This is a genomic window from Pseudomonas sp. FW305-28 (assembly GCF_017351395.1).
Taxonomy (GTDB): domain Bacteria; phylum Pseudomonadota; class Gammaproteobacteria; order Pseudomonadales; family Pseudomonadaceae; genus Aquipseudomonas; species Aquipseudomonas fluorescens_AA.
This window is the reverse complement of record NZ_JACNDD010000065.1, coordinates 22515-36915: the sequence shown is the minus strand read 5'-3', so window position 1 is coordinate 36915 and position 14401 is coordinate 22515. Positions and strand designations below refer to the sequence as shown.

9 protein-coding genes are annotated in these 14401 nt (G+C 65.3%); all 9 read right to left on the bottom strand.

Annotated features, from left to right (window positions below; all coding sequences use genetic code 11):
- Positions 1-453 precede the first annotated feature (453 nt).
- The gene (tagQ, locus tag J4E53_RS16545; RefSeq protein ID WP_060740032.1) at positions 454-1395 is read right to left on the bottom strand and encodes a type VI secretion system-associated lipoprotein TagQ; all 942 of its coding nucleotides are present in this window, start codon (positions 1393-1395) and stop codon (positions 454-456) included.
- Between the two features lie 86 nt (positions 1396-1481).
- Positions 1482-3209, bottom strand: coding sequence for an SUMF1/EgtB/PvdO family nonheme iron enzyme (locus J4E53_RS16540; RefSeq protein ID WP_103309203.1), 1728 nt, complete (start codon positions 3207-3209; stop codon positions 1482-1484).
- Positions 3202-4398: an ABC transporter permease gene (locus J4E53_RS16535; RefSeq protein WP_060740030.1), complete on the bottom strand. Its 1197-nt coding sequence runs from the start codon at positions 4396-4398 to the stop codon at positions 3202-3204. The genes J4E53_RS16540 and J4E53_RS16535 overlap by 8 nt, the downstream gene beginning before the upstream one ends.
- On the bottom strand, positions 4398-5114 hold the full coding sequence (locus J4E53_RS16530; RefSeq protein WP_060740029.1) for an ABC transporter ATP-binding protein: 717 nt from the start codon (positions 5112-5114) through the stop codon (positions 4398-4400). The genes J4E53_RS16535 and J4E53_RS16530 overlap by 1 nt, the downstream gene beginning before the upstream one ends.
- A complete protein-coding gene (locus J4E53_RS16525; RefSeq protein WP_103309201.1) occupies positions 5114-8212 on the bottom strand; it encodes a serine/threonine-protein kinase in 3099 nt (1032 codons plus the stop codon). The genes J4E53_RS16530 and J4E53_RS16525 overlap by 1 nt, the downstream gene beginning before the upstream one ends.
- Entirely contained in the window at positions 8209-8940 is a 732-nt protein-coding gene (locus tag J4E53_RS16520; protein WP_060740027.1) for a PP2C family serine/threonine-protein phosphatase, read from the bottom strand. The genes J4E53_RS16525 and J4E53_RS16520 overlap by 4 nt, the downstream gene beginning before the upstream one ends.
- Positions 8941-9594, bottom strand: coding sequence for a type VI secretion system-associated protein TagF (tagF, locus tag J4E53_RS16515; protein ID WP_060740026.1), 654 nt, complete (start codon positions 9592-9594; stop codon positions 8941-8943).
- Positions 9591-13091 (bottom strand): type VI secretion system membrane subunit TssM, encoded by a 3501-nt coding sequence (gene tssM, locus J4E53_RS16510; protein WP_103309199.1) that lies wholly within the window; start codon positions 13089-13091, stop codon positions 9591-9593. The genes tagF and tssM overlap by 4 nt, the downstream gene beginning before the upstream one ends.
- Positions 13088-14401: a DotU family type VI secretion system protein gene (locus J4E53_RS16505; RefSeq protein WP_060740024.1), complete on the bottom strand. Its 1314-nt coding sequence runs from the start codon at positions 14399-14401 to the stop codon at positions 13088-13090. Before J4E53_RS16505 ends, tssM begins: the two co-directional genes overlap by 4 nt.

Genomic DNA, 14401 nt, shown 5'->3' with positions numbered 1-14401 from the left:
AAGACCTTTTGGTTACTTTTGGGGCGTTTGCCAAAAGTGACCCGCTGTAAGAGCGGAACCGCCAGCCGCCGTTACCGCAGCAACGGATATGTACTCAGTCAACAACATCCTGGCCGGCTGTCAGGCCGCCTTCGCGAGCAAGCCCGCTCCCACAATTGGATCGGGTACAACCGCAAGAGATCGGCCGGCTACTAGGCCGCCTTCGCGGGCAAGCCCGCTCCCACAGTTTGATCGAAGTAAAACCGGAAGAGACAGGCCAGCTGTAAGCCCGCTCCCACAGGGGATTGGAGGTGTCGCAGATATCACCGGCAACACAAAACAACTGTGGGAGCGAGCTTGCTCGCGATGGCGGCGGGTCAGTCGACATGGATGCCAACTGAACGGACGCTATCGCGAGCAGACTCGCTCCCACAGGTTTTGGCTGCTGACCAAAGATCAGCAGCCCTCACTCAATCAAACATTCGGGCAAGGCACCGGTGCCCAGTCGCCCAGGTCCGGGTTTTTGCACATGCTGTTGACCTGAGTGGTACCGGCACTGGCAACCTGCTTGCTTTCATCCTGCTTGACCTTGGCGGTCTGCAGGGTTTTCTCGGTGGTCACCGCTTCTTTCGGCACGGTCGGCAGGTCTTTCTTCTTCGCCGGCTGCACTTTCTTGATTTTCTTGTTGTTGGTGGTCTGAGCCACGACCGCCGGGGTATCAGCAGTGGCCACAGTCACCACGTCAGTACGCTGCACACCCACCTGCTGCAGATCTTTCTCGTAGGCCTGGGTGTAGTTGTTCAGGTCTTCCGAGGCTTTGCCGTTGACCGCGACGATCAGGTCGTTCGACTCTTTCAGGCCGGAAACGATTTCCGCCAGGCGCTTGCGGCCTTCGGTGTCGTTGACGGTCTTGGCCTTGCGGTCGGCAACCAGTTTGCTGAACGCGTTCTGGTAGCACTGCTGCGAGGTCTTGGCGTAAGCGGTGCTGCGGTCGATGTCGGAGACGCTTTTGTTGACGTCGGCAGCGTAGGAGGCGATGCGCTGGTTGTCATCGGCGATCTGCTTCTGGCGCTCGGTGTAGTAACCGGCGGCACCACCGGCCAATGCACCGCCCGCGGCACCGATGGCAGCGTTGCGGCCACGGTCTTCCTTGTCGGCGGTCAGGGCGCCCAGCAGTGCACCACCGACAGCGCCGACAGCGGCACCGGTAACGACCGACTTGGTCATGTTGCCTTCGGTGGAGCGCAGGTGCTGCACCGGCTCGTAGCAGTTCGGGTAGTACTCGACCTTGGTGCTCGAGGCGACCTTGGAGGTCGGCGACGTGGCGCAGCCGGTCAGTACGGTGCTGAAGCCGACAGCGACCATCAGCAAGTGACGCTTGGAAACCGAAGCAAATGGTTTACGGGAGAAAAGCATAGTTGTGTTCTCGTTTAAGTGTTGACCAAGCTCAGCACGGCGCTATCGCCGCCTGAGTCCCTTCCAAGCTCGCTGACAACGAACACTCAAGACCGCTGAGCGTTCGATGCGAGCAATTCCTTCAATATCGCCGCCGGGTCGGCTCGTTTTTGCTGACGATAATCCCCGACATGACGAACGAATAACGTTGCACGCGCCACCAGGCTCTTGCCCAGTACCGGTTTGCGCTCCAATTCTTCCTTGATGCGCTGGAACTGCGCCTGGATCACGGCATCGGTGTAGCGCGTGCCGGTGGCCAGGTTGTCGATGTAGATCGCCACCGCGCCATCCAGTGCGCTGCGGCCGTTGTCGATGGCCGTGGCAAACAGCGTGGCGCTGGCCTCATCCTTGGCATCCAGCGCGGCCTGCCGGCTGTTCTGCAGATTGGTCAGGCGAATGTTGTAGTTGTTGACGGTCTCGGCCACCAGGGCCGACGACTGGATCAGGTTGCCCGCCGCTTCCTCGCGCTGCTGGGCGATGAGCGAGACGTTGCGCTTGAGCTCTTCGTTGACCAGGCCCAGTTCGGCTTGCAGGCGCGGATCGACGCTGGCAGCGATGATGCTGTCCAGGCGTTTGGTCGGGTCGTCAGCGTCATCGATGGCGTCGGTCAGCGACGCGAGCCGCCCTTCTTTCTGCCATTGGGCGAACAATTCCTTGTAGCGCGAACGCGGCGCCGACAACGCCCCGACGGCCACGCGAAAGCCGGTGGTTTCGTTGCTCTGCTCGGTACCGTCGGCGGCGAACAACGGGTATTCGCGGCGCATGCCGGTGAACAGCGTGCCCTCGCCTTCCAGGTAGTTGCCGCCCTTGACCACGAAGCCGCCATAAGCGCCCTGGCGGCGACCGGCGTGCACCAACTGGAAGGATTCCTGGACCATCTCGGCTGCGTTGCCGACCACGTCGAACAGGCCGATGGGGTTCGGCAACTTGGTGCCGATGGGCATCAGCCGCGCCGCCTGACCGGTGCCACCGGCGACCTGGTTGAACACCGCCCAATCGGCCAGCGGCCCGTCGCTTTCACTGCCCTCCAGGCGCCGGGGAAACAGGCGCCCTTCCAGGTCCTGGCGGCTGACGGCCTGCCCGCCGCGGGCGGCGAATTCCCATTCGACTTCCGTCGGCAAGCGCACGAAACCCAACCCGCCGTCTTCGGCGGAGGTGCCGCGACCGCTCACCGGCAGCAGGTCCTTGTGGTATTTCATCAGCCAGGCGCTGTATACCGCCGAGAAGCGCTCGGCCTCGAACTTCGACAGTTTCACCTTGGGCAAACGCCCCGCCACGCCTTGGGGCAAATCGGCTTGCAGGGTTTCGCAGGCCGGCGCCGCTTCGCCGCTGGCCAGCGATTGCGCCTGGGCCATGACCTGGGCGTATTGGCGGGCCGTGACCTCGTACTTGCCGATGAAATACAGCATCGGCTTGAGCGGCGTCTTGGCGTCGGTCTTGGGCATCAACGGCGTGATGGTCGTGTTCCAGCCCTTGGGCAGGTCCTTGAGGGTGAACTGGCCGTTGATGAAATCACGCCGGTAGCCGGAAATGAACGACTGCTGGTAACCGGCCTCGCCTTCACTGAACGGGTAACCGAGGCTGATCTCGCGGTCGTCCAGGGTGCCCTGGGCGAGGATGTAGACGTAGCGGAACACCATCTGGCCTTCGCACGGCAGCGGCAGGCTGACGTCGTCGGGCAACGGCTTGGGGTTGTCCAGTTTGTCCGTGCTTTCATCAGCCCAGACCAAACCGGCCAGGCTCAGCGCCACGGCGGCGCCCAATAACTTATACATCGCGAATTCCTTCACACGCCTGGATGCGCGCCACCCGCCAGCCACCACAAGCCGCCGCGACGGCGCTGACGCCGAGCACGGCCACCAGGGCCAAAGTGTAGTGACGCACCAACAGATGGCTGGCGTATTCGCCGGGCATCTGTGCAAATAAATAATTCAGGCCCGACTGCGCCAGGCCATACAGGCCGGCACTCAGCAGGGCCGCGAATGTGGCGCTGTAGAGCGCCTGCAACACCACGAACAGCAACAGCGCCGCGGTGGAAACCCCCAGCAGGCGCAACACCGACAACTCCCGGCGCTTACGCTCGACCGCCGCCAGGGCGCCGGCAAAGATCGCCGCGAACGCGCCGGCCAAGGCCAACCCGGCGATGATCCAGAACACGATCGACAGATTGCGGCTCAGCGATTGCACTTGTGCGATGGTCTGGGCCTGGGTCGAGACCAGCAGGTTCTGCCCGGCGAAATACTGACGCAGTGGCTCGACGTCGCCGAGGCTGCGAGCATACAAACGAAACGCCGGGTAGACCCGTTGCCCGGCCACACTCACCGCATCGCCCGGCCAGCCGAACGCGGGCACGGCACGGCCGTCGCGGTAATCCTCGGCGGCCTCCAGCAAGGCCAGCGGTGCAAACAGGCCATCCCGGGCAAAGGCTTCCAAGGGCAGCACATGCAATACCTGAACGCGGGTGCGCTGCGCCTCGCTGCGACCGGCCACCTGCCGGCCGAAACTGGCTTGCACCCAATCGCCAGCCTTGGCGCCGAGCTTTTCAGCGGCGGTCTGGCTGAGCACCACTTGATCCAAGCCTTGCGGCACCGGCAAATGCTCGAACAAGGGATCGTTGGCCGCGGTGGGAATCATCTCGACCGTGACAGCCGAAGCATCGCTGCTCAGATCCGCCGTGGCGGCGATCTGGCGGGTGCGCGGCAAGGCAAAGGCCACGTCGCCACGCTGGCTCAATTGTTCGATGAATTCGGCACTGAAGCGACCGCCGCCCAAGGGGATGATTTCCCGGGTGGCCGGGTCGTTCTGCAAGCGCTCGGTCAGGCTGCTGACCAGGCCGAACTTCAGGCCGAACAACACCAGCAACGGCGCCACCACAGCCACCAGAGCAAGCACCGAGCAGGCCGACAGCCAGGCATCGTTGCGGTAATCCTGCCAGGCCAGGGAAGCCACCAGCGCGCCTCGCATCAGCAAGCCTCCCCGAGGGTGGCGGTGACACCGCCGTCGGCATCGCGACGGCAACTGATGCGCCGCACCTGCAAGCCGCTGGCGCGAGCCAACGCCTCGTCGTGGGTGGCGACCACACAGCACACCCCATGTTCGCGAGCCTGGGCCACCAGCAAGTGCATGACGCGCTCGGCGTTCAGCGGGTCGAGGGCGGCGGTCGGCTCATCGGCCAGCAGCAGGCGCGGCCCATGGGCCAACGCCCGGGCACAGCTGACCCGCTGGCGCTGGCCGACGGATAAGTCCGCCGGTTTCTTGTCCAGTTGATCGGCGATGTCCAACTGCCCAGCCAGGCGCGTCACGCTTGCGTCATCCTTCAAGCCCAGCAATTTGCGCGACAACGCGATGTTGCCGCGCACATCCAGGAAGCCCAACAGGCCGCCGGTTTGCAGAACATAACCCAGGTAACGACTGCGCAGCTCGGCCAAGGTGCCCTGTTGCGACGCACGCCACAATTTGGCGATGTCCAGCGGCGTGTCGGCGGGCGTGAAGTCGAACTGTCCGGCCTGATCCGGTGCCAACACCAGCGCCAGCAGGTCCAGCAACGTACTCTTGCCGCAACCGCTGGGGCCGACCACCGCCAGTTGTTCACCGCCGCGCAATTGCAGCCGTGGAATCACCAGGCTGTAGCGCTGGCTGCCGGCGCCCCGGCTTTTGTGCACGGCGTTGAGGGTCAGCATCACGGCAGCGTCGACAACGGAACGCGGTACAAGGCATCGCCCGGCTCGGCGTCGCCGAAGCGCACCCAGTTGGCGAGGTCGTTGTGGAAGGTTTCGTAGAGGCGGATTTTCGAATCCAGCTCGTCGATGAAATCTTCCTGCTCGGCCACGCTCAAGGACAGCCACAAGTCCTGGGTCATGTTCAGCGACTTGCTGCGGTACGGCAGCCCTTCCAGGTACTCGCCCAGAATGCCGCCGTCGGCCAGGTTGCCGCCCTTGCGCAGGGCCGACGGGTCGCGGCTCATGTAGGCACTGGCGCTGGCGATTTCCTGGAAGAAATCCTTGGGCGAGCTCTGGGTCTTGCGGGCCGCGTCGACAATCAGCTTCAGCGACTGCTGCAGGTCGTTGAGTTGCAGCTTGGTCAGCATCACGCAGACCTGGAACGCCGGCAGCGCCGGGTTGGTCAGGTCGCGGTCGGCGGTCCAGGCGCTGACCAGTTGCGGCGCCTGGCTGGCGGATTTGCGCCCCAGGAAATCCATGTGCATCGCGTAGCCGACCGCGGCCGACTTGTCGGCCAGGCTCGGCGCGGCACTGAGCAGCGGCACGCTTTGCGCCTTGTTGCTGCGCACCTGATGCACCAGGTCGGCGAACACCGAACCGATCTCGTCGACCCGCTCGCCGAACTTGCGCACGTCGGCGCCCGGCACCGGAATGTACAGGTCGCCGATCTGCGGGTTGGCGTCGGCGGTCAGGGTGCGGTACTGGCTCTGGGCGCCGGCATGGGTTTTCTTGCCCGCGTCGCTGAGCAGGTGCAAGGCGTAGATCTTGATCTGCTTGCCCAGCGCCGCCTGGCGCACTTCGGCCTCGTTCATTTGCGTGGCGGCAAATGGGTCGTTCTTGCGCAGGGCACCGGCGTCGGTGACCAACAGGATCAAGCGCCCGCCATAACCGGACCAGTCCATGCCTTCGACGGCTTCCATGACCCCGGCGAACGCATCTTCGTTGAACGAATGGCTCGACACCGTCGATGCCTTGACCTGCCGCGCCAGCTCCATAAAGCGTTGCGGGTCGCGACCCTGCTCGAGGGTGATCAGGGTCTTGGCGACGTATTCCAGGCCCGGGGTTTTCTTGATGCTGCTGCGGAAACCCACCATGCCGAAGCTGACACTGTCCAACTCGCCGCGCTCGGCGATGCGGGTTTGCAGTTCGTGGACCACGTCGCGCACCTGGTCGATGTAGGGCTGCATCGACACGGTGGTGTCCACTACCATCACCACGGCGGTGCGGAACGCGTCGGCGTTGGCGGTGGTGATCGGCGTATTGCCCGCCGCCTTGGGGGTGTTGCCAGGGTCGATGGACGCCACGTTCAGCAACTGCACCGGCTGGCCGTTTTCATCGAGGCTTTCGCGGGAGTCGAAGATCGGCAACAGATAGAACTGGCTCTGCGGCACCGCGCTGGCGGCCGGTTCAAGGGCCAGCACTTGCTGGTCCTCCTGCGGGCTCTGCTGGGCCTTGAGCAACACGTTCTTGGCGGCCGATGGGTTAGCCAGGAGCTTTTCCACTTCGCCAGGCTGACGCAGGAACATCACTGGCGCACGGCCGGAACGTTCGGTGAATTTGAGCACCAGGCTTTGCTTCCAGTCGCTGACCTGGGCGGCGGGCAACCAGCCGTCGCTGCGTCCGTCGGTGGCCGCGCCGACCCGTACCCAGGCGCTGCCATCGAGGTCTTTGCGCTGATACACGTACAACACCGAAAACGCCGGCAGTGCCTTGCCCGGTGCGGCACCCGGCGCCTCGGCGAGTTTCGCCCCCGGCTTGCTGAGCACACGCTGGAACAGGGTTTTCTTGCCAGCCATTAACAGCGGACGCTGGCCACCGTCGGCCTCGGTCGCCACGGGGGGCTGGGCCGGCGGGGCGACGGGTGGCTTGACCGCCGGCACGTCCGGGGCCTTCGGCGGCTTCACTTCCGGTGGCTTGACCGAGGTGGTCGTGGCCACCGGCGTCTTCACTTCTTTGCCGCCGTCACCGGCCAACCACCAATAACCCGCGCCACCCAACGCCAGCGTCACGGCGACCGCAACGGCGGCCAGGGCGAACACCGGGCCCTTGCGTTGCTCCGACACCGAGGATTGAGCCGTCGATTTTATCGGCGGCGGAACGGGCTTGGACTGCGATTGTGGCTGCGGTGGTGAATAAGCCGGGCCGCTGGGAATGTCGATGGACATGGGCGTCAAGCCCGCCAAGTCATCCACCGCAGGCGGCGTGGTCGGCAGTTGCAACGACAACGGCCGGATCAGCGTCGCTTCCGACGATTCCTCAGGCAGGTTATCCAGCGCCCGCAGCAATGCCGCCGCGTCCGGGAAACGCTCCGCCGGGTCCTTCGCCAACAGTTTGCGCAACACGTCCTGATAACGGCCGTGGTGCACCGGCAACTCCGGCAACGGTTCGGTCAGGTGCGCCAGGGCCGTGGACAGTGCGTCGTTGCCGGTATACGGCAGTTTGCCGACGAGGATTTCGTAGAGCACCACGCCCAGGGCGTACAGGTCGGCGCGACCGTCGATGTCTTGCCCACGGGCCTGTTCCGGGCTCATGTAGCTGGGCGTACCGACGGCAAAACCGGCCTGGGTGAACTGGGTGCGGTCGTCCAGGGACTTGGCGATGCCGAAGTCCGAGAGCACCGCCGTGCCATCGGCGCGGAACAGGATGTTGGCCGGTTTGACGTCGCGGTGGACCAGGCCCAAGCCGTGGGCATACCCCAGGGCCGAGGCGATCTGGCGGATGTAGGTCAGGCCTTGCTCCGGCGTCAGGCCCGCGGCGATGCGTTCCTTGAGCGTGCCGTTGGGCAGGTACTCCATCGCCATGTAATACAGCTCACCGACGTTGCCGATGTCATGGATGGTGACGGTGTGCGGGTGCGACAAGCGCGCCAGGGTCTTGCCTTCGCGCAAAAACCGCTCGCAGAACGTCGGGTCGGCGGCCAGGGCTGCCGCCATCACTTTCAACGCCACCTTGCGCTCCAGCGAACGCTGGGTCGCCAGGTACACGCTGGCCATCGCGCCTTCGCCTATCGGCCCTTCGATGTCGTAGCCGGGGATGACAATGTTCAGGGTCAAGCTCATGACGGCACCTTCACGACCACCACGGTGATGTTGTCCGGCGCGCCGCGCATCAGGCCCAGGGACACCAGGCTGCTGGCGATTTCGCCGGGCTCGTCGTGGCTCAGTACTTCGCGGATCTCCTCGTCCTCGACGGTCTTGGTCAGGCCGTCGCTGCACAACAGGTAGCTATCGCCAGGCACCAGCAGCAGTTCGGTCAACGCCAGGTTCAGTTGCGCCTCGACGCCAATGGCCCGGGTGACGATGTTCGCCCGCGGGTGCACCCGCGCCTCGGCTTCGCTGAGCAGGCCGCTGTCCTGCAGATCCTGGACGTAGCTGTGGTCCCGGGAGATGCCTTCGAGCACGCCGTCGCGCAGGCGATACAGGCGGCTGTCACCGGCCCACAGGCACATGCCCCGCAGGTCACGGACGGCCAGGACCACCACGGTGCTGCCCATCATGGTCACGCCACGGTTGGCGGTTTCTTCCCGCACGGCGGCGTTGACCCGTAGCAGGTCGCTTTGCAGCGCCGCGACGTATTCGTCCAGCGAACGCCCCACGGCGATGCCGCGCAGGCTGTCGACGATCAGGCTGCTGACGTAATCGCCCGCCGCGTGCCCGCCCATGCCGTCGGCCACCACCCAGAGGCCGTTTTCCGGCAGGTCCAGGCAGGCGTCTTCGTTGACCTGGCGGACCATCCCGACATGGCTCTTGCTTGCAGACTTGATTGCTTTTCCGGCACTTGGACGCATCTACACAACACCTTCTTGGCCGAGCAAAAATTGCGCAAAATCAGCGGCTGCCGGCAATCCCTGGCAGCGCATCAAACCCGGGGCAATGCGCTCCGATCCCTGGCCCCACCACAGGCTTACGCCTTCGCAGGCCGCCTCGGCCAAGGCGCTCATGCGCCGCTGCGGGTCGGTGGCATCGAAGCGATGCAGGCTGGCGAAACGGCTGCTCGACGTGCGCGGCAGGTACATCGGGCTACCGAGGGTTTCCAGCTGTTCGTTGAACGCCTCGAAACTGGCCTCCACGCTCAACGTGCTCAGCAACAGGTTTTCGACCCGCTCAAACCACTCGTCCGCACCGCCCACCACGGACGCCGGGTCCGCATCGGGCTCCAGCAGCACCGCGACGGTCAGCGGGAAATAACGGCCGACCCGGTCGATGCTCGGCATCACCACTCCGACGGCGGCGTCCGGGCCACACACCCCCGGCGCGAGCATGAAGCGCCACAGCGGGCTGACCAGATAAGCATCCAGCCAGCGCTCGCCGAGGCTGCTCTGGCTGGCGAGCAGACCCGCCGCCAACCACGAATCCCACGGGCCGATGAACCCCTGGGGCAAGCCACGGCTGACGAAGTCGCCGCGGCTGGCCAACTTTCCGTAGAAGCCCGGCGTACTCATAGCCGCTCCGGCAGGCTGAAGCCGCTGAGCACCCGGCTCTTGAACGGGTTGAAGGCGCTGTTGGCCCGCAACTCGTAAGAGGCACTGGCACCATCGACCCGCAGTCGCAGGTTGAAGCGATCCGGCGAGTTGCCGGCGGTCAGGTCCGATTGTTCCAGCAAGCGGAACCAGGCCCACGGCCCGTCCAGGGTGATGCCGGAACGACCGCTGGAAGACGGCGGCATGATGGAAATCCGCACCACGCCGATGCTGCCCGGGTTCGGCCACTGCATGGCGGTCGGGCGGCTCGGGCCGTGGTCATAGCTCAGCTGTTGGCCGTCGAGGTCGAGCAGGAACTGGGTGATGGTCGAGTCCATCGCCACCGGCTTGAGTTCGAAGCGCACCATCGGCTGGGTGCCGCCGGAGCGGAAGAACGCATCGCGGATGGTCGCCGCGCGCTGGAAGGTCTGCAGTACACCGGGGGCGATGCCGAGCTTCTGCGCCGCGCCCGGCTGCCAGCGCCAGGTCGGCGTCGAGGTGTCGACGTAGGGTTGCAGGTACTTGCGGAAGTAGTTGTCCATCACCCCGCCGACGCCGAAGAACTGGCCGAAATCGTCCAGGGTCGCGTCTCGCGCACTGCCCGGCGACATCGGATAGCGCCCGGCCAGGGACTGGCGATAGATGTTCACCACTTCGCTGGTCCAGGCGGCGTTCAGTTGGTTGCGCACCCCGCCCATCATGCTGTTGGTGGTGGAGTTGACCACCGACTTGACCAGTCCCTGCACCAGCGGCGGCTGGCGTTCGGCGTTGAGGCTGACGCGAGTGGCGGCGGCCGTGGCCTGGTTCTTGGCTTCGCCAAGCAAGGCATCGCCGCTGGCCCCGACCATGGCGCTGACCTGCACGTACAGAGCGTTCATGTCGGCCAACAGACCGTCGATGGCCGCCGGCTCGCCTTCGCTTTTGCTGACGATGCTGTTGAGCTCGGCGAAGTGCGCGGTGATCGGGTCATCGCTCGCCGCCGGCGCGTTTGGCGTCGCCTGCTCCTGGCCGAGCAAGCTGCCCAAACGCTCCTTGAGCTTGTCCACGCCGCCTTCCACCGGCGCACCTTGGGCGGCCAGCAAGCGTTCATCCTGTTGCAGGTCGGTTTCCTTCGCCACCGCCACCAGCAGTTTTTTCAGCGGCGAGGTCGGCCCGGAAATCACCCGCAGCACATCGGCGGCCTGGGCCACGCTGGTGATCGGCACGAAGTCGATGTCGGCGAGCAAGGCGTCCCATTGGCGCAGGTAATCCTGGAAGTACAAGCGACGCACATCGGCAGCCAGGCTGGCGACGTTCTGCTGATCGGCCTGTTCATGGCCCAGCACCCACTGCTCTTCAGCCAGGGTGCCGGTCTGGCTCAGGCTGGTGAGCAAGAAGCCCTGGCGGTAACCCTTGACGGTGAAAAACCCGCTCAGTGGTTCGCCCAGCGGCTTGCCGCTCTTGCGGCTGAACACCAGCGCCGCGTCACGCCCGGCGGCTTCGTTGATGCGGAAGTCCGGGATGCCTTCGGGCAGTTTCTGGCGCTTGATCCGGTCATAGACCCGCTGGGCCACCGGCAATTGCTGCAACTGGCGCCGCAGGTCTTCGACCAGGCGCTGGTCCAGGCGCGCGAGGGGCGGACGCCGCTCGAACAGTGCCTGCAAATGCGCGGTCAGGGCCTGGCGCTGCTCGGCCGGCAAGTCCCGCGGCAGGCTGCGGTCCCAATCCAGGGCGATCCAGGCCTTGATGAAGTCGGCATCGTAATGCTCGGTGTCGGCGAGCATCAGGTAGGCCTTCAAGCCTTCGTAGAGGAAATCCGAATTGCCGCCGCTGTGCAGCTGTTCTTCGATGCGCGTCAGCAGGCGTGGCGCGAACACCGCGATCAGCAGCTTGCGGTAGACGCTGCCGGACTCGGCTTCGAGCATGTCACCCTGGTACAGGCCCAGGCCTTCGGCCCAGCTCGGGGCGTCGTCGGCCAGGTGTTTCACGGCGTTGAGCAATGGCAACACCGCGAGCACATCCCGTTGCGCCGGGCTGAGGTTCTGCACGGTCTGGCCCAGCGGCGCGACCTTCTGATCGACCTGGGCGATGTAGGCCTGGTTGGCACGGTAGCTGACCCACCACAACGTGCTGACCACCAGCACCAGCACCACGGTGGAGGCCAGAACGCCGCGGGCGATCCACTTGCGTCGACGCTCGACTTTCGGGTCGACGCCCACCAGCCCGCGCTCGGCGAAAGCCACGGCGGTGAAGAGTTTTTCGATGAAGTAGCTGCGCCCGGTGCCGGTCTGACGCGCCAGGTGTTGACGGTCCAGGTTCATGCTCTGGGCCATGGAGCCGATCAGGCGGTCGATCGGGCTGCCCTCCTGGGTGCCGCTGGTGAAATACACACCGCGCAGCAACACGCGCTCTTCGAAGGCGTTGGGTTTGAACACCCCTTCGAGGAAGCTTTGCAGGCAATCTTTCAGGGCGCCGAACTGCTGCGGGAAGCCGTAGATCAGGTCGCGCCGCGCCGGGTCGCGCTCTTGTTGCAGGCGCTCCACCAGGCGGTCGTTGAGGCGTTGCTCAAGGCCGGTGAATTCGCTTTGCAGGTGCGCCAGCGGGCTGTCGTTGCTCTTGCCGTCGTCCAGGGCAAAGGTCATGCCCCAGACCTGGGCGCGCTCTTCCTTGCTCAGGGTATCGAAATACTCCATGAACCCGGGCACCAGGTCGAGCTTGGTCAGCATCAGGTAGATCGGGAAGCGCACGCCCAGTTGGGTGTACAGCTCCTGGATCCGCAAGCGAATCGCCGCGGCATGGGCGGCGCGCTCGGCGTCGCTGCCCAGCAGCAGGTCGGACAGGCTGATGGCGATGAACGCGCCGTCAATCGGGCGGCGGGCCCGTTGCTTTTTCAACAGCCCCAGGAAGCCCAGCCAGGCGGCCTTGTCGATGGTCGCGTCGCTGTCCTGGGTGGTGTAGCGGCCAGCGGTGTCGAGCAGGACCGCCTGGTCGGTGAACCACCAATCGCAATTGCGCGTACCGCCAACACCGCGCACGGCACCGGCGCCCAGTTGCGCGGCCAGTGGGAAATGCAGCCCGGAGTTGACCAGCGCGGTGGTCTTGCCCGAACCCGGCGGGCCGATGATCACGTACCACGGCAGCTCGTAGAGGTTGCGACGCTCGTCACCGCCCAGCTTGGCTTTCTTGAGCAGGGCCAAGGCTTCGTCCATGCGCTGGCGCAGGGTTTCGAGCTCTTCGGCGGTGGCGATGCTGGTGGGGTCGGGCGGGGTTTGCGCGGCCAGGCTGCGCATCACTTCGGCGGCCTGACGGCGCGCCTGGATGATGCGGAACACCCGGTAGGCGATCCACACCGCGAACACCAGGATGATCAAGGCCCAGCGGCGACCTTCAGGCACCAGCCAATCGAGCAGCGGGCCGACGAACCAGATGATCAGGCTCAGGGCGATCAGCCCCAGCAATGGGATGACCCAGCGGGTCATAAAACTGAAAAACGCCTTCACTCGACCCCCTCCGCCAATACTGTGATTTCAACCCGACGATTGCGCGCACGCCCCTCTGGGGTGGCGTTGGACGCCAACGGCTCGGTGTCGCTGCGGCCTTCGGCGCTGAAGCGCTCGGGCTGGCCGGTCTTGGCCGAAAGAATTTGCAGCACCGATTGGGCCCGCGCTTCGGACAACGCCCAGTTGGACGGGAACCGGAGGGTGGCGATCGGCCGATTGTCGCTGTGGCCGGTGACCAGGACCTGGCCCTTGACCTTGCGCACCGCATCGGCGATGCGCAGCATCAACGGCTGGAAATCGTCCTTGATGCTGGCGCTGCCCGAGGCGAACAGTTCGTCGCCGCGGATGGTCACCACCGAGCGGTCGACGGCGTCTTCCACGGCAATCCGGTTGGCGCGGATTTCATCGGCCAGAAAGCCTGCCAGGCGTGGGCGCTCGACCACTTTCGGCTGCACCACGGGGCGGTCGATGGTCTGCACCGGGATTTCGCCCAGGAAGTGAATGTTCTTGAACACCGGCTCGGCATCGGAGGCCAGTTTCATGCGCAGGCCGAACAGCAGCGCCAGCAGCAAGGCCGCGCCGATGGCCACGGCGATCCACGGCGGCATGAATTGCGCCAGTCGATCACGGGCCACAGTGACACCGCGCCAGTGCGGCGACAGCTCGCGCTCGTAATCGCCCCGGGCGCTGCGGATTACCGCGCTGGTGCGCTCACGCAACGCTTCCAGTTGGCTGCGACCGTCGTTCATCACCCGGTAGCGCCCCTCGAAACCCAGGCACATGCACAGGTACAACAGTTCCAGCAGGTACAGGCGCTCACGGGGGCTTTGCAGGCAATGCTCCAGCAACTGGAACACCTTCTCACCGCCCCAGGCTTCGTTGTGCACGGTGATCAACAGGCTTTGCTTGCCCCAGTCACTGGTGCCGCCCCACGGCGTGCTCAATACCGCTTCGTCCAGCGCGGTGCACAAGGCGTAGCGGGCCAGCAACACATCGTTGCGCACCACACCGGCGGCCTCGGCGCGCTCTTCGAACTGGCGCAGGTAGGCCAACAGTTGCGCGCGCAAACTGGCCGGCGCCGGGTGGGCGATGGTGTTGCGCAGGCGCGTCAGCAGGGCCAACAGCGGGCCGGCGGCGCTTTCCAACGGGTTGAGGCCCTCGGCCTTGCCGGTCAGGACCGGCGCGGCCGGCATCGACAGCGGTGCCGGCTGTGGACGAGCCGGATCCGGACGGCCAGGGTCCGGGCGGAATGGATCGGCGCCACGGCCACCGGGCGTCGGCATGAATTGGGTACGATCGTCGTTGCTCAT